Source organism: Phenylobacterium sp., assembly GCF_004799515.1.
Lineage (GTDB): Bacteria > Pseudomonadota > Alphaproteobacteria > Caulobacterales > Caulobacteraceae > Phenylobacterium.
In genome coordinates, this window is record NZ_SSMX01000026.1 from 31,843 (window position 1) to 52,034 (window position 20,192).

General features: G+C 69.5%; 20 protein-coding genes. 12 read left to right on the plus strand and 8 right to left on the minus strand.

All coding sequences use genetic code 11. The annotated features are described in order from the left end of the window. The first annotated feature begins 39 nt into the window (after positions 1-39). The 4 genes from E8A49_RS09695 to E8A49_RS09710 all read left to right on the plus strand — a co-directional run bounded on the left by E8A49_RS09695 (position 40) and on the right by E8A49_RS09710 (position 3,779). Positions 40-1,638 (plus strand): AMP-binding protein, encoded by a 1,599-nt coding sequence (locus E8A49_RS09695; RefSeq protein WP_293379780.1) that lies wholly within the window; start codon positions 40-42, stop codon positions 1,636-1,638. Between the two features lie 164 nt (positions 1,639-1,802). Then, positions 1,803-2,939: a DUF3089 domain-containing protein gene (locus tag E8A49_RS09700; RefSeq protein ID WP_293379783.1), complete on the plus strand. Its 1,137-nt coding sequence runs from the start codon at positions 1,803-1,805 to the stop codon at positions 2,937-2,939. 266 nt (positions 2,940-3,205) lie between these two features. Then, positions 3,206-3,490, plus strand: a complete 285-nt coding sequence (locus tag E8A49_RS09705; RefSeq protein ID WP_293379786.1) for a hypothetical protein — start codon at positions 3,206-3,208, stop codon at positions 3,488-3,490. Then, on the plus strand, positions 3,483-3,779 hold the full coding sequence (locus tag E8A49_RS09710) for a hypothetical protein (RefSeq protein WP_293379789.1): 297 nt from the start codon (positions 3,483-3,485) through the stop codon (positions 3,777-3,779). The genes E8A49_RS09705 and E8A49_RS09710 overlap by 8 nt, the downstream gene beginning before the upstream one ends. Before the next feature lie 22 nt (positions 3,780-3,801). Here E8A49_RS09710 and E8A49_RS09715 read toward each other — a convergent pair whose 3' ends face one another. From E8A49_RS09715 to E8A49_RS09735, 5 genes are read right to left on the minus strand one after another with little or no spacing between them, the layout of a single operon-like run. Continuing rightward, the gene (locus E8A49_RS09715) at positions 3,802-4,977 is read right to left on the minus strand and encodes an aminotransferase class V-fold PLP-dependent enzyme (protein ID WP_293379792.1); all 1,176 of its coding nucleotides are present in this window, start codon (positions 4,975-4,977) and stop codon (positions 3,802-3,804) included. Between the two features lie 8 nt (positions 4,978-4,985). Next, entirely contained in the window at positions 4,986-5,981 is a 996-nt protein-coding gene (locus E8A49_RS09720; RefSeq protein WP_293379795.1) for an MDR family oxidoreductase, read from the minus strand. Beyond that, positions 5,981-6,820, minus strand: coding sequence for an enoyl-CoA hydratase-related protein (locus tag E8A49_RS09725; protein ID WP_293379798.1), 840 nt, complete (start codon positions 6,818-6,820; stop codon positions 5,981-5,983). Before E8A49_RS09725 ends, E8A49_RS09720 begins: the two co-directional genes overlap by 1 nt. A gap of 35 nt (positions 6,821-6,855) precedes the next feature. Then, positions 6,856-7,554 carry a VC0807 family protein gene (locus E8A49_RS09730; protein ID WP_293379801.1) on the minus strand — a complete coding sequence of 233 codons (699 nt, stop codon included), beginning with the start codon at positions 7,552-7,554 and terminating at the stop codon, positions 6,856-6,858. Further along, positions 7,551-8,156, minus strand: a complete 606-nt coding sequence (locus tag E8A49_RS09735) for a TetR/AcrR family transcriptional regulator (protein ID WP_293379804.1) — start codon at positions 8,154-8,156, stop codon at positions 7,551-7,553. The genes E8A49_RS09730 and E8A49_RS09735 overlap by 4 nt, the downstream gene beginning before the upstream one ends. A 256-nt stretch (positions 8,157-8,412) precedes the next feature. Between E8A49_RS09735 and E8A49_RS09740 the strand changes: the two genes are divergently transcribed. Genes E8A49_RS09740 through E8A49_RS09750 form a run of 3 tightly spaced genes read left to right on the plus strand, consistent with a single transcriptional unit; the run spans position 8,413 to position 12,144 of the window. Then, positions 8,413-8,979, plus strand: coding sequence for a carboxymuconolactone decarboxylase family protein (locus E8A49_RS09740; protein ID WP_293379807.1), 567 nt, complete (start codon positions 8,413-8,415; stop codon positions 8,977-8,979). 43 nt (positions 8,980-9,022) lie between these two features. After that, a complete protein-coding gene (locus E8A49_RS09745) occupies positions 9,023-11,368 on the plus strand; it encodes an FAD-dependent oxidoreductase (protein WP_293379810.1) in 2,346 nt (781 codons plus the stop codon). After that, positions 11,365-12,144 (plus strand): 3-hydroxybutyrate dehydrogenase, encoded by a 780-nt coding sequence (locus tag E8A49_RS09750; RefSeq protein ID WP_293379813.1) that lies wholly within the window; start codon positions 11,365-11,367, stop codon positions 12,142-12,144. The genes E8A49_RS09745 and E8A49_RS09750 overlap by 4 nt, the downstream gene beginning before the upstream one ends. A 33-nt stretch (positions 12,145-12,177) precedes the next feature. Here E8A49_RS09750 and msrA read toward each other — a convergent pair whose 3' ends face one another. After that, the gene (gene msrA / locus E8A49_RS09755) at positions 12,178-12,693 is read right to left on the minus strand and encodes a peptide-methionine (S)-S-oxide reductase MsrA (RefSeq protein WP_293379816.1); all 516 of its coding nucleotides are present in this window, start codon (positions 12,691-12,693) and stop codon (positions 12,178-12,180) included. Positions 12,694-12,824: 131 nt separating this feature from the next. Between msrA and E8A49_RS09760 the strand changes: the two genes are divergently transcribed. The 4 genes from E8A49_RS09760 (at position 12,825) to E8A49_RS09775 (ending at position 16,921) form a co-directional block, all read left to right on the plus strand. Next, a complete protein-coding gene (locus E8A49_RS09760) occupies positions 12,825-13,067 on the plus strand; it encodes a hypothetical protein (protein WP_293379819.1) in 243 nt (80 codons plus the stop codon). A 73-nt stretch (positions 13,068-13,140) separates the two neighbouring features. Next, complete coding sequence (locus tag E8A49_RS09765) at positions 13,141-13,782, plus strand: hypothetical protein (RefSeq protein ID WP_293379822.1); 642 nt, start codon at positions 13,141-13,143, stop codon at positions 13,780-13,782. A gap of 146 nt (positions 13,783-13,928) precedes the next feature. Continuing rightward, the gene (locus E8A49_RS09770; protein WP_293379825.1) at positions 13,929-16,079 is read left to right on the plus strand and encodes a TonB-dependent receptor; all 2,151 of its coding nucleotides are present in this window, start codon (positions 13,929-13,931) and stop codon (positions 16,077-16,079) included. Positions 16,080-16,234: 155 nt separating this feature from the next. Next, positions 16,235-16,921 (plus strand): TetR/AcrR family transcriptional regulator, encoded by a 687-nt coding sequence (locus E8A49_RS09775; RefSeq protein ID WP_293379828.1) that lies wholly within the window; start codon positions 16,235-16,237, stop codon positions 16,919-16,921. Position 16,922: 1 nt separating this feature from the next. Here E8A49_RS09775 and E8A49_RS09780 read toward each other — a convergent pair whose 3' ends face one another. After that, positions 16,923-17,786, minus strand: coding sequence for a GDSL-type esterase/lipase family protein (locus E8A49_RS09780; protein ID WP_293379831.1), 864 nt, complete (start codon positions 17,784-17,786; stop codon positions 16,923-16,925). 201 nt (positions 17,787-17,987) lie between these two features. On the opposite strand from E8A49_RS09780, the gene E8A49_RS09785 reads away from it, so the two are divergent. Further along, entirely contained in the window at positions 17,988-19,274 is a 1,287-nt protein-coding gene (locus E8A49_RS09785) for an outer membrane protein transport protein (RefSeq protein WP_293379834.1), read from the plus strand. On the opposite strand, the gene E8A49_RS09790 is transcribed toward E8A49_RS09785, so the two are convergent. Further along, positions 19,271-20,161, minus strand: a complete 891-nt coding sequence (locus E8A49_RS09790) for a VOC family protein (protein ID WP_293379837.1) — start codon at positions 20,159-20,161, stop codon at positions 19,271-19,273. The two genes, E8A49_RS09785 and E8A49_RS09790, sit on opposite strands and share 4 nt — an antisense overlap. Between the last annotated feature and the right edge of the window lie 31 nt (positions 20,162-20,192).

The following is a 20,192-nucleotide window of genomic DNA, read 5'->3' on the forward strand; positions in this document are numbered from 1 at the left end:
CGGCCGGCGGCCCCGTTTTCGTAAGAGCCGCGTAAGTTCATGCAGACCTACAGCCTCACCGTGGACAAGTTCCTCGACCACGCCGCCAAGTGGCGCCCCCACGGCGAGGTGGTCACCGCCGAGACCGGCGGGCCGGCGCGGCGCATCGGCTACGCGGCCTTGCGGGCCCGCAGCCAGCGGCTGTCCGGGGCGCTGGCGGCGCTCGGCCTGGCGTTCGGCGACCGCGTCGGCACGCTCGCCTGGAACACCCAGCATCACCTGGAAATGTACTATGCGGCGATGGGCGCGGGCCTGGTCTGCCACACGCTCAACCCGCGGCTGACGGCGGAGCACCTGGCCGCCATGGTCAACGAGGCGGAGGACCGGGTGCTGGCGGTGGCGGCCAATCTCCTGCCGCTGGCCGGCGAACTTCAGGCGCTCTGCCCGGGGCTGGAGCACCTGATCGTCATGGACGCCGCGCCCGAGGCCAGCCTGCCGGACGGCCGGGCGCGGGTCTGGGCCTACGAAGAGCTGCTGGAGGCCCACGGCGCCGAGGCGGTCTGGGGCGGCTTCTCCGAGGAATCGCCCGCGGGCCTCTGCTACACCTCCGGCACCACCGGGCGGCCGAAGGGCGTGCTCTACACCCACCGCTCCAACTACCTGCACACCCTGCGGGCTTTGCAGGCGGACGCCTTCGCGATCACCGGCGAGGACGCGGTGCTGGTGGCCGTGCCCATGTTCCACGCCAACGCCTGGGGCCTGCCGTTCGCGGTCCCGGCGGTCGGGGCGAAGCTGGTGCTGCCCGGCCGCCAGGCGGACGGCGCCAGTCTCGCGGCCCTGATGCGCGCCGAAGCGGCGAGCATCGTTGTCGGCGTCCAGACCGTCTGGCTAGGCGTGGCGGACCACCTGGAGGCCACGGGCGGATCGCTGCCGGACCTGAAGCGGGTGGTCATCGGCGGCTCCTACTGTCCCGAGGCGCTGATCCGCCGCCTCGAAGCCGTCCTGGGGGCCGAGGTGCAGACCACCTGGGGCATGACCGAGTTGTCGCCGCTGGGCACGGTGGCGACGCCGGGGGCGCGTTCCGCGGCGCCGGACGCCGGGCGGCCGGTCCTGGGCCTTGACCTCAACCTCACCGACGCCGAGGGCGTGAGCCTGCCCGAACAGCGCGGGGTGGTCGGCCATCTGAAGGTGAGGGGCCAAAGCGTCGTCGACCGCTACTTCAAGGCCGAAGCCGACGCGGTGGACGCGGACGGCTGGTTCGACACCGGAGACCTCGCCTCCATCGACGCCGAGGGCAATCTGACCATCTGCGGGCGGTCGAAGGACCTCATCAAGTCCGGCGGCGAATGGATCAACCCGGCGGAGATCGAGGCGATCGTCGGGCGCGATCCGGCGGTGGCGCAGGTCGCGGTGATCGCGCGGGCCGATCCCAAGTGGGGCGAGCGGCCGGTGCTGATCGTCGAGCCGCGCAGGGACCAGGCGATCGAGGACGCCGACCTCGTGGCCCTGCTGCGCGGCAAGGTGGCCGACTGGTGGCTGCCGGACCGGGTCGTGCAGGTGGCCGCCATGCCCGTCGCCGCCACGGGCAAGATCGACAAGATGCGGCTGCGCGCCGACTACGGCGGCGGTGAGCAGTTCGAAGGCGAGTGTTCCGTCTGACGGGTTCCCGAACCCGGCCGCGGGCTCTAGCTTCAGCGCAACAGGACGACGGGGAGACGATCATGGGCGGCGCTGCACACCTCAATCGCCGGGCGCGGCGATGGCCTTCGGCTTCCGGGATCGCCGGCGCGTTTGCGCTGGCGCTCGCCGTCTGGAGTCCAGCGATGGCGCAGCCGTCGCTGCTGACGCCGCAGGGGCGGCCGGACTATGCGAACCCAGCGACCTGGCTCTGCCGGCCCGACTTGACGGACAACAGGTGCAAGGTCGACCTCGACGCCACGGTGATCGCGCCAAGCGGGGCGATGTCGATCGAGAAGTTCGCGGCGGCCAAGGCGCCCAAGATCGACTGCTTCTTCGTCTATCCGACGGTCTCGAAGGATCCGGGCTGGCAGTCGGACCTGACCCCCGACGACATGGAATGGGACGACATCCGCATCCAGTTCGCGCGCTTCGGAAAGGTCTGCCGCCAGTTCGCGCCCATGTACCGCCAGGGCACCTTGACGGCCCTGCGCTATCCATCCGGCGGCCCAAAGCCGGTCGGCGAGCGGCCCGCGCCCGGCGTCGGCGGGTACAACGATGTGGTCGACGCCTGGAACTGGTACCTGGCCCACGAGAACAAGGGCCGCGGCGTGGTCCTGATCGGCCACAGCCAGGGCGCGGCGATGGTCGAGCGGCTGATCGCCCAGGAGATCGACGGCAAGCCGGTCCAGAAACAGCTCGTCTCGGCGGTGATCCTGGGCTCCGCGGTGATGGTCCCGCCCGGCCAGGACGTTGGCGGGACCTTCAAGTCGATCCGGCTGTGCCACGCGGACGACCAGGTGGGCTGCGTGATCACCTACGCCTCGTTCCGCGACCGGGTCCCGCCGCCGGAGTCCTCGCGCTTCGGCCGCGCCCGCGACGGCCTACAGGCCGCCTGCACCAATCCGGCCAACCTGAAGGGCGGCTCAGGCGCGCCGGAGTCCTACTTCCTCACCAAGGGGTTCCTGAACGGCTCGGGCGGCGACGCCCAGCCGCCGTGGACACGCCCGGCCCGCCCGATCTCCACGCCGTTCGTGAAGACGCCGGGGCTGGTCTCCACCCAGTGCGTGACCAAGGGCGAGTTCACCTATCTGGCGGTGCACGTGAACCCGAACCCCAAGGGTCACCGGACCGACGAGCTGGGCGGCCAGATCCTGCGCCACACTGGCGTCGATGCGTCCTGGGGCCTGCACCTCATCGACGTCGACCACTCGATGGGCACGCTGAACCGCGTCGTGGCCAGTCAGGGCGCCGCCTACGAACGCGGGGTCGCGGCGCGCTGACACGATGAGAAGCCGGCGAGGCGCCGCACTTTTCTTCGGTATGGAAACCCGCTAGGAAGACCGCCTCGATCCGCTGGTTGGTGACCTTTGCGCCTCCAAGGCCTGAAAGCCTCGATGATGATTACCACCGTCCAGACGGACCGGGGCGATCGCGCGTGAGCTGACAACCACCACGATCGAGAGAACAGCCACCCCGCTCCGGTTCCGGATGCGGGGTTTTTCATGGCCTGCGTCCTGGACCTTAGATCTCACCAGGACCGATACCGATGACCAAGACCGAACTCGCCCGCGACGCCGCCCAGCGCTTCGCCCACGCGACCCGCAAGCACCCTGAGCCGGATCTGATCCGGGCTCAGTTGCACGGCGCGGAGGGCATGGCCTGCCTTTGCGAGGTCGAGGCCGCCATCGCGGCGTGCTGGCCTTCGTCTCCCGCCAAGGAGCTGATCTGGCTGACCCTGACCGCGGGTCCGGACAGCCTGGAACTGCAGGCCTTCGCCAACGGCGAACTGCTGAGCGCGGCCACTTACAGCCTCGCTCCAGCCCATGCGTGAAGCGGCGCGGTACCGGCTCAGCCTCCACGCCGATCCGCTGCCGGACGGCTTGGCGCGCATTCTCAATGTCGTGGCGCTGCAGCCGGTCGCGCTGATGTCGGTTCGCCATGACCAGTCGGAGCGGCGGGCCACGTCCGTCCTTGAGTTTGAGACGGCGGCGCCGGACAGAGCGGCCTTGCTGGCCGCGCGACTGCGGCAGGCGATCTGGATGCACGACGTCCAGCTGCGCGGGGTCCCGCCGCAACCCGCGGATCCTCAGGCCGGCAGTCCAGAAATGGCCGAGGCCTGAACGCCGTCGACGGACCAAGCGGTTACTTAGTCCGGGCCGCCGCGCAGAACTCGATCAGGCGGTCGACGTCGCCTTCGGTGTTGAAGTAGTGCGGCGACGCCCGAAGGACGTAGCCTAGCCCGCGCGCGTCGGAGTCGAGGCGGGTGCTGGCCGGCGGCGAGGCGCCGATGACGATTTTGGCCGCCGCGGCGTCGGCCAGGGACGCGGCGACCGGATAGCCGCGGATCGAGAAACTAACGATGGCGCAAGGGTCGCGCCCCAGGTCGAGCACGCTGACCCGGTCGAGGGAGCGCAGCCCTTCCCGCAGGCGGTCGGCCAGCGCGCGGCAGCGGGCTTCGATCGCCTCCAGGCCGACGGCGCGGGCGTAGTCGGCCGCGACGCCCAGGCCCAGGCGGGCGGCGTAGTTGTTCTCCCAGGTCTCGAACCGGCGGGCGTCCGGCCGCAGGGTGTAGCCGTCGGTCGAGGTCCAGGGCGCGGCGAAGTGGTCGATCATCGGCGGCTCCAGCCGCTGGAGCAGGTCGCGCCGCACATAGAGGAAGCCCGTCCCGCGCGGCCCGCGCAGGAACTTGCGGCCGGTCCCCGCCAGCATGTCGCAGCCTAGCGCCCGCACGTCGACGGGCATCTGGCCCGCCGCCTGGCAGGCGTCCAGCAGGTAGGGGACGCCGGCCTCACGGGCGATCTCGCCGATGGCGGCGGCGGGGTTGGTCAGGCCGCCGTTGGTGGGGATCCAGGTGATCGAGATCAGCTTGACCCGCTCGTCGATCATCCGGCGCAGCGCGTCGGGATCGATGGCCCCGAAGGCGTCGTCCGGGATCACGTCGATCACCACGCCGTAGCGCCGCGCGGTCTGCAGATAGGCCACATAGTTGGCGGCGTACTCCGCCCGGCCGGTGAGGATGCGGTCGCCAGGCCGCCAGGCGAGGGCGTAGAAGGCCATCTGCCAGCCGACCGTGGCGTTCTCGACCAGGGCGATCTCGTCGCGCCCGGCGTTCAGCAGCGCGGCCACGCTGTCGTAGACGCCATCCAGCCGCGCCTGCTCCCGGTCGGCGGCCGCGTAGCCGCCGAGGTCCTGCTCCAGGCGCAGGTGCTCGATCATCGCCTCGACCACCGGGCTGGGCATCAGCGAGGATCCGGCGCTGTGCAGGAAGGCCTGCCCCTCGGCGGCCGGCGTGTCGGCCCGGATGCGCGCCAGGTCCATGCCGGCGCCTAGCGGTTGACGTCGATAACGACGCGGCCGCGCACCCGGCCGTCGAGGATGTCGCCGGCCAGGGCGGAGACCTCCCCGAGACCGACCTCGCGGGTCATGGCGGCGAGCCGCTCCAGGTCGAGGTCCGCGGCGAGGCGGCGCCACGCCTCGGTCCGGAGCGGCGCCGGGCACATCACCGAGTCCACGCCCACCAGGGTCACGCCGCGCAGGATGAACGGGGCGACCGAGCCCGGCAGGTCCATGCCCTGCGCCAGGCCGCAGGCGGCGACCGCGCCGCCGTAGCGCGTCTGGGCGAGCACATTGGCGAGGGTGTGACTGCCGACCGAGTCCACCGCGCCTGCCCAGCGCTCCTTGCCCAACGGCCGGCCAGGCGCGGAGAGCTCCGAGCGGTCGATGATGTCCTGGGCGCCGAGCCCGGCCAGATAGTCGGCCTCCTGCGCCTTGCGGCCGGTGGAGGCGATGACCCGGTAGCCCAGCTTGGAGAGCAGGGCGGTGGCGACGCCGCCGACCCCGCCCGAGGCGCCGGTGACCAGGACGTCGCCGCGGTCCGGCGTGATCCCCTGACGCTCCAGCGCCATAACGCACAGCATGGCGGTGTAGCCGGCGGTGCCGATGGCCATGGCCTGTGCGCTTGTCAGCCCGTGGGGCAGCTTGACCAGCCAGTCGCCCTTGACCCGGGCCTTCTGCGCGCAGCCGCCGTGATGGCTTTCGCCGACGCCCCAGCCGTTCAGCACCACCCGGTCGCCAATCTGGAAGCCTGGATGGTCCGACCGCTCGACGACGCCCGCGAAGTCGATGCCCGGCGTCAGCGGCCAGGTCCGCACGACCGGCGCGCGCCCGGTCATCGCCAGGCCGTCCTTGTAGTTCAGGGTGGAGTATTCGACGCGCACGTCCACGTCGCCGTCCATGAGGTCGGCGTCCGACAAGGTGACCAGCCGCGTCTCCTGGCCGCCTTCGGTCTTGGACACGCGCAGGGCTCGAAACTCGGCGGACATCAGCTGGACTCCTTGGGGCGGGTGGGCGCCAGGCCGAAGCGTTCGCCGCGCTTGCCGCGCACGGCCAGGTCGACGGTGTGGAGGCGGCGCTCGCCCTCCATGCGGTGCTGCGATCCGGGCATGTGCAGCATGGCCTGGTAGTCGCCGAGCGAGTCTTCCAGCGCCTGGGTGAAGCCCTGGGCGTCCTGCGCCTTGTTCATCTGGATCTTCGCCAGGCGCAGCGCCTCGGGGCTGTTCTCCGCGACGCGGCGGGCCCAGGCGTAGGTCTCCCGCTCCAGGTCGGCGGGGGCCAGCACGCGGTTCACCAGGCCATAGGCGGCGGCCTCCTGCGCCGAGATGAAGCGGCTCTCGAAGCACAGCTCCTTGGCCCGGCGGACGCCGATATCCCAGGGGATCGACATGTACTCGACGAAGCCTGCCAGGAACTCCGCGTCGTCGGCGGCGAACACCACGTCCATCGCCGCGGCCAGCATCCAGCCGGCGTAGATGCAGTAGCCCTCGATCATGGCGATGGTCGGCTTCGGGAAGTTGCGCCAGCGGACCAGGAGGTCGAGGTTGTAGTGCTTGAACTGGTCGTAGGTCTGGATGCCGGGCTTGGCGCCCAGCGCCTTGCGGTATTCGACCTCTTCCGGCGTGCCCAGGTCGTGGCCGGTGGAGAAGACGCCGTCCGAGCCCCGCAGGATCACCACCCGCACCGCCTCGTCACGCCGCGCCAGCTCGAAGGCCTGCTCCAGTTCGTCGAGCATCCGGTAGCCCTGGGCGTTGCGCCGGGACGGCCGGTTCAGGGTGATCACGCCGAGGGGGCCGTCGGTCGAATAGAGGATGTGCTGAAAGTCCAAGGGCTCACTCCTGATGGCTGTGCAGGCCTTGCCGGTTACGGCGCGATCGGGGTCGCGGCCAACGGCGTTTCCGATGCCACCGGCGGCGCCAGGGCTTTGCGGCCGTAGAGGATGGAGGCCGTGACCAGGACCGAGTCGCTGAGCAGGTCCCAGAGCGGCGAGAAGACCAGGAAGTCCTTCGCCGCGAAGTTGGCGCCCAGCCAATAACTGCCGGCGGCCTTGATCAGTAGCGCCGCTGTCCAGCCCAGCGTCAGCACCCGGTAGGCCCGCAGCGCCTCCGGTTGGGTCGCTGTCGCGTCGAAGCTCTGCCGCTTGGCGGGGTCGTTACCGGTCGAAAGCTGCCGCGCCATGTGGAACACCAGGGGCCGGGCGGCGGCCAGCGAGCCCAGGAAAAGCGCCGCCAGGATGACGTTCTGCATCGAGCGGCCGATCAGGGCGCCGCGCTCGGTATGGGCGAGCACCAGGGCGGCCATGCTGACCACGACGTTCTCGGCGGCGAACAGGCCCAGGAAGTCGATCGCCCGCAGGCGGATCACGCTGTAGGCGAGCCACAGGATCGGCGGGACGCCCGATATCGCCAGGGGCAGGAGGCTATCGGCGGGAAACTGCGGCGCGGCCAGGCGATAGAGCAGCGCCGGCGCGGCCAGGTTGATCAGCACGCTCTTGAACAGCGCGCGCACGGCGACGTGGCCGGTCAGAGCGCGCCATCCCTTCGGCGTTTCGGCGAGGGTCATGAGCGGCCTCCTTCCATGGGGGCCGGTAGTGCGCGGCCTTCCGAGATGAGATCGACGAGGGCGGCGAGGGCCTGGGTTGTCCGCGCCCGGTCGCCGGTCGACAGGAAGTCCTGCAGGAGGCCGGTGAAGGCCCCCAGGATCAGGGTCGAGTTGGCCAGGAAGAGGTCGCCGCCCTGAGCCAGGCGGCCCGCCGCCCGGTCGATGAGCGAGATCCAGACTGCGCCGTTGGCGCGGCGGACCTCTTCGGAGAAGCTCAGGCGGTCGAACATCGCCAGGCCGTCGACCTCGAAGAGCAGCCGGAAGTAGCGCTGGTTGGGCGGTTCGGTCGCCCAGTCCCAGACCATGGTCATCAGGTCGCGCAGGGTCTGCGGCCTGGATCGGGCGGCGCGGGCGTAAAGGGACGCGCCGATGTGCCGGCGGACCTCGGCCAGGGCGGCGGCGACCAGCTGCTCCTTCGATCCGAAGTGGTACATCAGGAGGCGAGCGCTGGTGCCGACCCGCTCGGCGAGCGGGCGCAGCGACAGGTCCGCGGCGCCGCGCGTCAGCAGTTCGTCGACGATCCGGCTCAGCAGCTCCGCGCGGCGGTCGAGGGTCGCTTCCATGAAACGACTGTTACATTCAACGACCGTTACATGCAAGGCCCAGGCGACGGGAAAACAGGGGCTATGCCCAGATTCCCGTCAGCCGACCGGCGAGCCTGGTTTCGTTCAAGACATGCGACCGTCTCGAAAGGGGCCGATACTGAGGTCCAACTTCAATCCTGGGTCCGCCACCCCATGTCAGGCGCGTGCAAGCCCAGCTTGACGCGCCGGACCGCCGGCGATGGCCGCGGGATGAGATCCAGCCGGAGGACTGCCAATGCGACTCGAACCGATCGCCCCTGAGGATCTCTCGCCGGAGCAGAAGCCGCTCTACGACGACATGAAAAAGGGCATCGCCGGCCACTTCAACGCCTTCCGGGCCCAGCGCGAGGACGGCGCGCTGATCGGGCCGTGGAACCCCTGGCTGCACGAACCCGGCATCGGCAAGGCCATCTGGGACCTCACCCTGGCCATGACCGCCAACGCCGTCCTGCCGGACAACGTCCGCCAGGTCGCGATCCTCACGGTGGGCGCGCACTACAACGCCGCCTACGAGATCTACGCCCACATCGCGGTGGCCGAGGCGGAGCATATGACGCCCGAGCGGCTGGCCAGCCTGGTCTCGCGCGTCAAACCCGCCGATCTGGACGCCGATGAAAGCGTCGCCTACGACACGGCCTTCGCGCTCTGCGGCGGCGGCGTCCTGCCGGAGCCGGTGTACCGCCTGGCGGTCGAGACCTTCGGCCAGCACGGGGCCGACGAGCTTTTCTACCTGGTCGGCCTCTACGCCCTGGTGTCGATCACCCTGAACGCCTTCAACGTGCCCGTGCCCGAGCGGCCCTGATCCGCCGCTTTCCTAGAGATCGCTCTCAGCAAGGACTCCCTGCATGAAGGCCGCGGACGCCGCTTCGGTGGTGGACTATCTGATCGTCGGCGGCGGGCCGGCGGGGGCGACGGCCGCCGACATCCTGAGGCGTGAGGGCGCCGAGGGTTCGGTGGTCATCCTGTCAGCCGACGACATGGCGCCCTATCACCGGCAACGCCTGTCGAAGGGCTATCTGGTGGGCGCGTCGAGCGCCGAGGAGATGCTGGTCCACCCGACCGGCTTCTATGAGGCGCACAACATCGACCTGCGCCTGGGCGTCCGCGTCGCCGGCGTCGACACGGCGCTGCGCCAGGTCCGGACCGAGGCGGGCGAGGTGATCGGCTACCGCCAGTTGCTGTTGGCGCCGGGCGCCGCGCCGCGGCGCAGTTCCGCGCCGGGCGACGGCCTTGCCGGCGTCCACACCCTGCGCGGGCGCGACGACGCCGACGCGATACGCGCCGCCGCCCAGGGCGGCCGCAGCGCCGTGGTCGTCGGGGCGAGCTACCTCGGCATGGAGGTGGCGATCACCCTGCGAGACCTGGGACTGGCCGTCACCCTGATCGAAGCCCGTTCCTGCGTCCTGCCGCGTCTGGAGGCGCCGGAGGTCTCGCAGTTCTTCCAGGCGTCCGTGGAGGCGCGCGGCGTCACCGTGCGTCTGGACGACACGGTCGAGCGCTTCATCGGCGCGGACCGCGTGGAGGCGGTCGGGACCCGCGGCGGCGAGACCTTGCCCGCGGACCTGGTCGTCGTTGCCGTCGGCGTGGTCCCGACCACCGGCTTCCTGAAAGACAGCGGCGTGACCGTCGACGGCGACGGCTTCATCCAGGCCGACGCCATGCTGCGAACGAATGTGGCGGGGGTCTACGCCGCCGGCGACGCCGTGGATTTCTACGATCCGATCTTCATGCGCCGGCGCAACGTCGACCACTGGGACAACGCCGTCCGCCAGGGCCGGCTGGCGGCGCGCAACATGCTGGGCCGGCGCCAGCGCTACGACGAGGTCTCCTACTTCTATTGCGAGATCGGCGACCTGGCCTTCGACGCCCTGGGCATGCCCGAGGCGGGCCAGGAGCACATCGGCCGTGGGGCCTTGGCCGCGCACGATTTCGCCCTGTTCTTTGTCGCCGACGACGTGGTCAAGGCGCTGTTCTCCCTCGGCCGCCCGACCGGGGAGACCCGGATGGCGGAGAGCCTGATCCGCTACCACGTCAACGTCGCCGATCACCGGGCGGGGCTCAGCGATCCCGAGTTCCGGCTCGACGACATCTGCGCCCAGACCGTGCTGGTGCTGCAGGGCGGCGGCGCGCTGGGCGCGTTCGAGTGCGGTGTCGTCAAGGCGATGGAGAGCGAGCAGATCTTCCCCGACGTGGTGGGCGGGGTGTCGATCGGGGCGCTGAACGGCGCGATCATCGCCGCCAATCCCCGGCGCGCCACCGAGGCGCTGGAGTCCTTCTGGCGGGAGCTCACCGTCGCCTCGCCGCCGCTGCCGTCCGAGGACCTGCGGCGCGCCGCCGTCGCGGGTCAGATCCTGATGTTCGGGGTGCCCAACTTCTTCAAGCCCCGCTGGATGCCGCCCTTCGACGGCGGCTTCAAAGCCTGGACGAGTTTCTACGACGTCTCGCCGATGCGGCGGCTGATCGCCAAATACGTGGACTTCCCGGCGCTGAAGGCGAGCCCGGTCCGGCTGCTCATCGGCGCCGTGGACGTCGCCGCCGGCCGGCTGGAGGTGTTCGACAGCTACGTCGACGACCTGACCGCCGACCATGTGCTGGCGAGCGGCAGCCTGCCGCCGGGCTTCCCGTGGACCCTGGTGGACGGCAAGGCCTATTGGGACGGCGGCATCGTCAGCAATTCCCCCCTCGACCTCGTCACCGAGCGCGTCGGTCCCGACGGCAAGCAGGTCTATATCGTCGATCTGTTCTCAGGCGACGCCCCGCTGCCCAGCAACATGATGGAGGTCTTGGCCCGCCGCGACGAGATCGTCTACGCCGAGCGCGTGCATAACGATCTGCGCGTCCGCGAGCTTTCCGACGCCTATCGGGAGATGATCATCTACCTGCTCTCGGGCGTCGATCCGGACACCCGCAGCCGGGTCGAACAGCATCCGCGCTTCATTCAGCTGATGGGCGATGAGGCGGCGACCCACATCACCCGGTTCCAGCGTCCGCGCAGCCCCGGGGAGCCGTCGTCGCGGGACTATGATTTCTCCTACGACGCCATCACCCGCCACCGGAACGAGGGCTATAACCTCGCGAAACGGACGCTGGAGGAGGCCCGCCTGCGCCGCACGCCGGCGCAAGCCGCGGCGCGTCAGCAGGTCCAGGTCAAGAGCGCGCGCCACCCCACTAAAGGAAAGGTTGAACCATGAGCCTCAGCAACAAGGTCGCCATCGTCACGGGCGCCGCCAGCGGTATCGGCAAGGAGATCGCCCGGGAGTTCCTGGCGCAGGGCGCCCGCATCGCCATCGCCGACCTCAACGCCGAGCAGGCCGCCGCCGCGGCGAAGGAGCTGGATCCGAGCGGGGAGAAGGCGTTCAGCGTCGGCATGAACGTGACGGACGAAGCCCAGGTCGAAGCCGGTGTCGACGCCATCGCCGGCCACTTCGGCCAGATCGACATCCTGGTTTCGAACGCCGGCATCCAGATCGTGGCCCCGCTGGAGACCTTCAAGTTCTCGGACTGGAAGACCCTGCTGTCGGTGCACCTCGACGGCGCCTTCCTGACCACCCGGGCGTGCCTCAAGCACATGTACAAGGCCGGCTCCGGCTCGGTGATCTACATGGGCTCGGTCCACTCCAAGGAGGCTTCCGTGCTCAAGGCGCCTTACGTCACCGCCAAGCACGGGCTGGAGGGCCTGGCGAAGGTGGTGGCCAAGGAAGGCGCCGCGCACGGGGTCCGCGCCAATGTGATCTGCCCGGGTTTCGTACGCACGCCGCTGGTGGACAAGCAGATCCCCGAACAGGCCAAGGAGCTCGGCATCAGCGAGGCCGACGTGATCAAGACCGTCATGCTGAAGGATACCGTCGACGGCGAGTTCACCACCGTCGAGGACGTCGCCCGCTGCGCGGTCTTCTTCGCCGGCTTCCCGACCAACGCGCTCACCGGCCAGTCCATCGTGGTGAGCCACGGCTGGTTCATGCAGTGAGGGTTGCGGGGCCCGGTGAAGCCGGGCCCTGCGCTACTGCGCCGCCGCCCGAACCGGCAGTTTCCAGCCTGGCCGGATGAAGTGGCAGGTATAGCCGTTGGGGATGCGCTCCAGGTAGTCCTGGTGCTCCGGCTCGGCTTCCCAGAAGGCGCTGGCCGGCGTCACCTCGGTGACCACCTTGCCGGGCCACAGGCCCGAGGCGTCGACGTCGGCGATGGTGTCGAGGGCGACGCGCTTCTGCTCGTCGCTCGTATAGAAGATCGCCGAGCGGTAGCTGTCCCCGAGGTCGTTGCCCTGGCGGTTGAGCGTCGTCGGGTCGTGGATCTGGAAGAAGAACTCCAGGAGCTGGCGGAAGCTGATCAGCGCCGGGTCGAAGACGATCTCGATGGCCTCGGCGTGGCCGCGGTGGTTGCGGTAGGTGGCGTTGGCGACCTCGCCGCCGGTGTAGCCGACCCGGGTCTTCAGCACCCCGGGATAGCGGCGGAGCAGGTCCTGCACGCCCCAGAAGCAGCCCCCGGCGAGGATAGCGGTTTCGGTTGTGGTGGCCATGGCGGCGCCTCTTGGGTTGGATGTCACCCAGATAGTGACTCCTCGGGCGGCTTGCGAACAACGGCAATCGGAACTGGAGTCGCCGCCGCATGTTCAGCTGCGGGGCGCACGGCCCTGTTTAGGAAAAGCTCATGAAAACTCTTCTCGTCGCCTTCGCGGCCCTGACGGTCCTCGGCGGCGCGGCCGCCGCCCAAGCGCAAGACGCGACCACGGTGATCCACAAGGAATCCAGCGACGGCGACCGCTCGAAGACCGTCGTCAAGCACGCCAACGGATCGAAGACCGTCATCAAGCGCCACGGCGACCAGGTGAAGAAGGTCCACACCAACGCGGCCGGCGACAAGACCGTCGTCAAGAAGACGATCGACCAGTAATCCCGGGGGCTACGCCCCCGCTCTTTCGGGCGGGGCGTGGTTTCTTCCCTTACTGAGACGGGCGGCGGCCGGCTTGCTAGTCTCCGCCATGACCGTCGCCGACAGCGTGCTTTCGACCCTCAGGGCTGAGCCCCTGGCCGCCGTCCGCGCGCGGGTCCGGGATGGCGACATCCTGCTCTGCTCCGGCCGGGATCCCTTCTCCAGGCTGATCGGCTGGGCCACCGAAAGCCCCTGGACCCACGTGGCCCTGGCCTACCGGTGGCCGCAGGCCGGGCGCATCCTGGTCTTCGAGAGCGTCCAGCAGTTCGGCGTGCGGGTGGTGACCCTCGAACGCTTCTGCAGCCAGAGCAGCACCGGCCAGCGGCCCTATCCTGGAAACATCATCCTTGCGCGGCACGAGGGCTACGCCGCCAAGGGCGGCAAGCCGGGCGGCACCGGGATGCAGCGCTTGGTCGACGCCGCGGTCGACCGGCTGGGCGACAACTTCGCGCCGGGGGAGATCCTGCGGATCGGCCTGCGCATCGCGCTCGGCCGCACTGGCGGGCAGACGCCGCGGTGGCTGCGGCCGCGCGACGAATACATCTGCTCCGAATACGTCGCCCGGTGCCTGGCGAAGGTCGCCATCGACATTCCCTGGGACGGCCGCGGCTTCATTGCGCCCGCCGACTTCGCCAAGGACCCGCTGATCAAGGCGGTGGCGAAGATCAAAACCTAGGCTCAGGCCCTCGGTCCGCCAGACACCTCTGGTTGGATCGTCACTTACTTACTGACCAATAAATTAGTTTGACGACGCGGCGGGGCCCTGACAGCCTGGGACATCGCGCCAAAGAGCGCGGGCCAAGAATGTTCGGGAGGATACCCATGAAGGTGCGCGCCCTAGGGCTGAGCGCGTCTGCGCTCGCGCTCACGTTTGCCTGCAACCACCCCGCCTCGGCCCAGGCCGCGGCGCCCGCAGCACAGCCCGGTACGGTCGAAGAGCTGGTGGTCACCGCCGAACGGCGCGCGTCCAACCTGCAGACCACGCCGATCGCCGCGACGGTGCTGACCGGCGCGGACCTGGTGAAGAAGGGCGTGGTGACGGTCGATCAGCTGCAGACCATCATGCCCTCGGTCACGATCCAGAACTTCGGCCAGGGCAACGACTTCAACATCCGCGGCATCGGCAAGGGCGAGCAGAACAGCGGCACCACCGTCGGCGTCATCACCTACCGCGACGGCGTGGCGACCTTCCCGGGCTACTTCCAGGACGAGCCCTATTACGACATCGCCAGCGTCGAGGTGCTGCGCGGCCCGCAGGGCACCTTCGCCGGCCAGAACGCCACCGGCGGCGCGGTGTTCATCACCGAGGTCAACCCGACCCTGGGCGGCGGCTACCATGGCTACCTGCAGGCGCAGGGCGGGACCTACGGCGACGTCGGGCTGCAGGGCGCGACCGACATCCCGATCTCCGACACGCTCGAGGCCCGCATCGCCTTCAACACCGAGCACCGGGACAGCTTCTATCACATCACCGGCCCCTTCAGCGGCCACCCCGGCCGGCTGGACGAGGCCAACGCGCGCTTCAGCCTGCTGTGGCAGCCGAGCGACGCGCTGAAGGTGCTGTGGAAGACCGACTACAACTATATCGACCAGGGCGGCTATCCGGCCGATCCGGTGCTGGCGACCAACGACCCGTTCCACATCACCTCGAACGCCCACAACCTCGCCGTCGACCAGTTCGTACGTTCGGTGCTGAACGTGAACTATGTGCTGCCGGACGGGATCACCTTCCGCTCGATCTCCGGCTACCAGAGCGGCCGCTCCGCCTTCGATGGCGACGTCGATGGCACGAGCCTGGCGAACTACACCCTGCGCGACGGGGTCGACGAGGTGATCTACTCCCAGGAGTTCAACCTGCTGTCGCGGGAGAAAGGCTTCTTCACCTGGGTGCTGGGCGCGTACTACCAGCATGACAAGCACATCTTCCCGGCCGGCCAGTTCGACATCGGCCTGCCCGCCGGGGTCTTCGACGACGACCTGAGCGGGACAAACCCTGCCCAGACCGTGGCCGGCTTCGGACAGGGCGACTTCAACTTCGATCACGGCCTGCAACTGCAGATCGGCCTGCGCTACTCTGCCTCCCAGGCGTCCAATCACGGGGTGATCTCCGTGCCGGAATTAGGCGAGTTCCTGCCGGACAATCAGACGGAGAAGGACTCCAAGCTCACCGGCAAGATCGCCCTGAACTGGACCCTGGACCCGAACAACTTCCTCTATGCGTTCGTCGCTACCGGCTACAAGCCGGGCGGCCTCAACACCCCGGCGAGCTTCTCCCTGCCGCCCACCTTCGGGCCGGAGTCGGTGACGGACTATGAGATCGGCTGGAAGGCCACCGCGCTCGACGGTCACGTGAAGACCCAGCTCGGCGCCTACTACAATGACTACAAGAACTTCCAGGTGACCTTCGCCACCCCGGACAATCCCACGACCTCCCTTGAACTCAACGATCCGTCGAAGACCACGATCTACGGGCTCGAGGCCCAGGCGCAGGCGATCTTCGGCAGCCTGTCGTTCGACGGCGGCCTGTCGCTGTTACACAGCCGGCTCGGAACCTTCTTCGCCACCGATCCGCGGACCGGGGGCGTGGCGCTCTGCGATCCGCTCACCGGACCGGTCAGCTCCACCTGCGAGAACCTCACCGGCCACCAGCAGGACTATGCGCCACGGTTCACCTTCAACCTCGGCGGCCAGTACGTGTTCGATCTCGCCAACGGCGCCACGCTGACGCCGCGTATCAACTTCGGCCATATCGACAGCCAGTGGGCGACCCTGTTCGAGAACGCCGCGCTCGGCGACCGGCTGGGCGAGCGCAACCTCCTGAGCGCCCAGCTGTCCTATCAGCTGCACGATCTGCTGGTGGCGCTCTACGGGACCAACCTGACGGACCAGCACTACGTCACGGCGGTCAATTCCGGGCTCCGCTACGAGGGCGCGCCGCGCCAGGTCGGGCTTCGCATCACCAGGAACTTCTGACGGTCCTCCCTGGAACTCCGGCTGCGTCCGCCAAGGGCGCAGCCGGCTCCTTTTTCGAAGCGCGGATGCCGTCTTACGCTCCCACGGCCGTCCCGCTAGAACCGACGCGACGGCTCAGTCGGCCGGCGTTCTGCATCGCGAAGGTTTGACCACGGATGACGCAGGAGACCCCGCAGCGCCGCCCGCGACGCAAGCAGGCCGACCGCCGCGCCGAGATGCGCGAGCAGATCCTCGACGCCGCCGAAGACCTGTTCTCGAAGAACGGCCTGCATGGCGTGACGCTGCGCGACGTCGCCGACCGCATCGGCACCCACACGAGCCTGCTGCACTACTATTTCGCCGACAAGCGGGGCCTGTTCGAGGCGGTGTTCGCCCGGCGCGTGGAGGTCTCCGTGGGCCAACGCATGGCCGCGCTGCAGCGCTACGAGGCCGAGGCCGGCGACCGCCCTACGGTGGAGGGCGCGCTCCACGCCTTCCTCGACACCGACCTGGACCTCTACATCGAGGGGGGAACGCCGTGGATGAACTGGGGGGCCTTCGGCGCGCGGGTCAGCAACACGCCGGAGGGCGCCGAGCTGATGGACATCCACTTCGACCAACTGGTCCTGAAGCTGCTCGCGATCCTGCGGCGCGCCCTGCCGGACCTCACGGAGAAGGACATCTTCTGGGGCTACCACTTCGTCACCGGCGCGCTGCTCAACACCCTCGGGCGCAGCGGGCGCATCGACCGCCTCTCCGGCGGGGTCTGCCGCTCGGACGACTTCGTCGACGTCAAGGAGCGCATGGCCGACTTCATGGCCGCCGGCTTCCACGCCCTGAGCGATAAGCGCCGGAAGGCCTAGGTCAGGGCCGCGCCGCGGTTCCGCGCTCAGCCTGGGCGATCGCCCGCAGCGCCAGGGGCTCGATCAGGTCGTAGCCCGCCTTCTTCGGGTGGACGCCGTCGCCGGTCAGCTCGGGACGCATCGCCCCGGTCGGCGTCGCCAGCACGGGCGTGTAGTCGACGAAGACGAGGCCGCGCCGCTGGGCATAGGCCGCCAGCCATTTGTTGAGCGCGACGACCTCCGGTCCGGGCTTCAGCGCCGGGCGCCAGCTGAACCTGTCCGTCGGCGGAATGCTCGCCAGCACTACGGCGATCCCGTTGACGCGGGCGAGATCGACCATGGCGGCGATATTGTTCTCGAAGGCCTCTTCCGAGGTCGGTCCGGTGTTGCCGGCGATGTCGTTGGTGCCGGCCATGATGTGCACGACGCGGGGCCGCAGGGCGACCACGTCCTGATAGAAGCGCGCCACCATCTGGGGCGTGGTCTGGCCGCTGACGCCGCGGCCGACCCGCCCCTGGGTGAAGAAGGCCGGATCGAGGTGCCGCCAGTTCTCGGTGATCGAGTCGCCCATGAACACCACCGCTGGGCGCGGCTCGGTCATCGCCGCGTGGTTCTCCTCGCGATAGCGGCAGAGGGCCGGCCAGTCGTTGGCTTGCTCCCAGGCGTTCCAGGCGACGTAAGCTTTGACCGCCTCGGCGTTGAGCGGGGCGTCGGCCGGCGAGGCGAGATAGTCCGCCAGCGCCTTCGGCATCGGCAGGCAGGGCTGCGCCACCATGGCCGTGTCGCCGAAATCCACCCGATCGGCCGGCGCGGCCGCCGGCTGGGCCGCGGCGGCGCAGGCCGTCAGGGCGATCAAGACGGCGCTCAGTCCAAAAGCGTATCGCATCCGTCGGTCCCCCCGCTATTTCATTGATTATCCAATAAATGTGTTCGCCACCGCGGCCTCTGGCAAGCCCCATTGGCGGTGCGCGACAGACACACCCCGGGAGATCCAGAGCTCTGCCACGGGCCCGCGGGTTTCATCCGTGTCCGGCGACGCCATCTAAGTCGCATGACGGCGTGTCATCCGTCCTTTGAGGTCTTCGCCATGTCCAAGTTCCGCACCCTCGCGCTCTCCGGCGCGGCCTTCGTCGCCCTGTCCGCCCAGGCCCACGCGGCCGGCTTCTACCTGCAGGAGCAGTCGGTGATCGGGACCGGCCGGGCCTATTCTGGCGAGGTGACCGACCAGGGGCCGGCGTCGCTGTGGTGGAACCCGGCGTCCATCGCCTCCTCGCCCGCCGAGATCTACGCCGGCGTCAGTGGCGTGCTGGTGTCCTCGAAGGTCAGCAACAACGGCTCGACCATCACCTATCCCGGCGGCGTGACCTTGCCTGTCAGCGGTGTGGGCAAGGCTTCCGATCCGATCCAGAACGGGGCCGCGCCGTCCTTCGCCATCGCCACGCCGGTGGGCGACCGCTTCGCCGTGGGCGCCTCGCTGACCGCGCCCTACAACTTCACCACCAAGTACAACGGCGATTCCTGGGCGCGGTACGATGCGCTGGACACCCGCCTGACCACCGCCGACCTGCAGCTCACCGGCGCCATGAAGGCGGCGAGCTGGCTGGACCTGGGCATCGGCGTGGACGCGGAATACACCAACGCCAAGCTGCAGACCGCGAGCCCGAACCTGTCGCCCCTGCTGCCCGACGGGATCAACCAGCTGAGCGGCGAGGGCTGGAACTACGGCTATGTCCTGGGCGCCCAGGCGCATTTCGACCGCTGGTCATTCGGGGCGAGCTACCGCTCGGCCATGGCCCATGATCTGCACGGCCACGTCTTCGTGGGCGGCCTCTTGGGTCCCCTGGCGGCGGCCAACGCCGACGGCGACGGCTCGGCCAACTTCACCACCCCGTGGATCGCCACGGTGGGCGCACGCTACCGGCTGACCGACCGGTTGACCCTGGAGGCCCAGGTGCAGCACTTTGGCTGGAGCGAGTTCGACGCCATCGACATCCGCACCGCCGCGGGGAACCAGAGCCTGGCGCAGAACTACAAGGACACCACCACCGGCGCGGTGGGCTTCGACTATGCGCTGAACCGCAAGCTCACCCTGCGCGCCGGGGTGCAGTACGATCCGACGCCGACCCCGGACGCCGAGCGGACCGCCCGAGTGCCGGACAGCAACCGCTGGCTGATCAGCGCCGGGGCCACAGCCCAGGTGACGCCGAGGATCAAGCTGGACGCGGCGATCTCCTACATCGACTTCGCCGACAGCACGATCCACCACGACAGCGTCTTCTACGGCGGCACGCCGGCGGCGGTGACCACCGCCCTGCAGGGCGACGTCTCCGGGGAGGGCCTGGTGCTGGCCGTCGGGATGCGCACGCGCTTCTAGCCGCCGCCGCTCTCCACCAGTCGCAGGAGGTGACCCGCCGGATCCCGGATCAGGGCGTCGGCGGTTCCCGGCCGTTCGACGGTCCCACCGAAGGACGCCGCGCGTTGGACGATCGCCTCGACGCCTAGGGTGGCCAGGTCAAGCTGGGTCGCGGCGATGTCGCCAACGCGCGGCGGCGGTGCGGCGCTCGGCGCCGCGCCGCGGTAGGCGAGGAGCTCGATGTGCGGACCCGCCGGCGGCGACACCGGGACGATGTCCACCACCGGATCGGGCAGGCCGTCGAGCCGCGCCTGGGTCGGGCCCGAGTTGACCAGGACCGGCGCAGCCGCGAACCCCAGAAGGTCGCGGTAGAAGCGCACGCTGGCGTCCAGGTCGGTGACGGCGATGCCGGAGTGATCGACGCCCAGGAAGAGGCGGTCGCGCGCCTGCCATCGCGGGTCGCCGACCCCGGGCGGGAAGAACGACAGCTCCAGCGGATGGCCTTCCGGATCGCGGAACTTGTAGGCGGTCACCGACCCGGTGCTGGGCGGAAGCAATTGCGGACCGCCCTGCGAAATCGGCTGGCCGCCGCCTTCGGCGCAGAGCCGCGCACAGGCCGCCGGCATGTCGGAGACCACGATGGCGAAATGCTGGAACCAGGGATCCGATGCGGTGCGCTGGGCCGGATAGGGCGCGCCCGGGGCGTCAAACTGGATGAGCTCGATCTCCTCGGCGCCGAGCCCCAGGACGATGGCCTGGGCCGCGGGGGACGATTGCATTCGCCGTCCCACAATCCTGAAGCCGAGGGCGCGCTCGTAGAAGCGGCTCGTCCCGGCGAGGTCGGCGACCGTCAGCGTGATCCGGCTGATGCACTGGACGGCGGCGCTGCGGGTTTGCGGCTCACTCATACCTTCGGACGCTACACAGGGCTGCGGGACG

Coding starts and splice junctions, on each gene's coding strand:
- E8A49_RS09785 (WP_293379834.1), top strand. CDS start 17,988: ATGTCCAAGTTCCGCACCCTCGCGCTCTCCGGCGCGGCCTTCGTCGCC.
- E8A49_RS09695 (WP_293379780.1), top strand. CDS start 40: ATGCAGACCTACAGCCTCACCGTGGACAAGTTCCTCGACCACGCCGCC.
- E8A49_RS09760 (WP_293379819.1), top strand. CDS start 12,825: ATGAAAACTCTTCTCGTCGCCTTCGCGGCCCTGACGGTCCTCGGCGGC.
- E8A49_RS09780 (WP_293379831.1), bottom strand. CDS start 17,786: ATGCGATACGCTTTTGGACTGAGCGCCGTCTTGATCGCCCTGACGGCC.
- E8A49_RS09735 (WP_293379804.1), bottom strand. CDS start 8,156: ATGGAAGCGACCCTCGACCGCCGCGCGGAGCTGCTGAGCCGGATCGTC.
- E8A49_RS09715 (WP_293379792.1), bottom strand. CDS start 4,977: ATGGACCTGGCGCGCATCCGGGCCGACACGCCGGCCGCCGAGGGGCAG.
- E8A49_RS09720 (WP_293379795.1), bottom strand. CDS start 5,981: ATGTCCGCCGAGTTTCGAGCCCTGCGCGTGTCCAAGACCGAAGGCGGC.
- E8A49_RS09750 (WP_293379813.1), top strand. CDS start 11,365: ATGAGCCTCAGCAACAAGGTCGCCATCGTCACGGGCGCCGCCAGCGGT.
- E8A49_RS09790 (WP_293379837.1), bottom strand. CDS start 20,161: ATGAGTGAGCCGCAAACCCGCAGCGCCGCCGTCCAGTGCATCAGCCGG.
- E8A49_RS09700 (WP_293379783.1), top strand. CDS start 1,803: ATGGCGCAGCCGTCGCTGCTGACGCCGCAGGGGCGGCCGGACTATGCG.
- msrA (WP_293379816.1), bottom strand. CDS start 12,693: ATGGCCACCACAACCGAAACCGCTATCCTCGCCGGGGGCTGCTTCTGG.
- E8A49_RS09730 (WP_293379801.1), bottom strand. CDS start 7,554: ATGACCCTCGCCGAAACGCCGAAGGGATGGCGCGCTCTGACCGGCCAC.
- E8A49_RS09775 (WP_293379828.1), top strand. CDS start 16,235: ATGACGCAGGAGACCCCGCAGCGCCGCCCGCGACGCAAGCAGGCCGAC.
- E8A49_RS09770 (WP_293379825.1), top strand. CDS start 13,929: ATGAAGGTGCGCGCCCTAGGGCTGAGCGCGTCTGCGCTCGCGCTCACG.
- E8A49_RS09710 (WP_293379789.1), top strand. CDS start 3,483: ATGCGTGAAGCGGCGCGGTACCGGCTCAGCCTCCACGCCGATCCGCTG.
- E8A49_RS09740 (WP_293379807.1), top strand. CDS start 8,413: ATGCGACTCGAACCGATCGCCCCTGAGGATCTCTCGCCGGAGCAGAAG.
- E8A49_RS09705 (WP_293379786.1), top strand. CDS start 3,206: ATGACCAAGACCGAACTCGCCCGCGACGCCGCCCAGCGCTTCGCCCAC.
- E8A49_RS09745 (WP_293379810.1), top strand. CDS start 9,023: ATGAAGGCCGCGGACGCCGCTTCGGTGGTGGACTATCTGATCGTCGGC.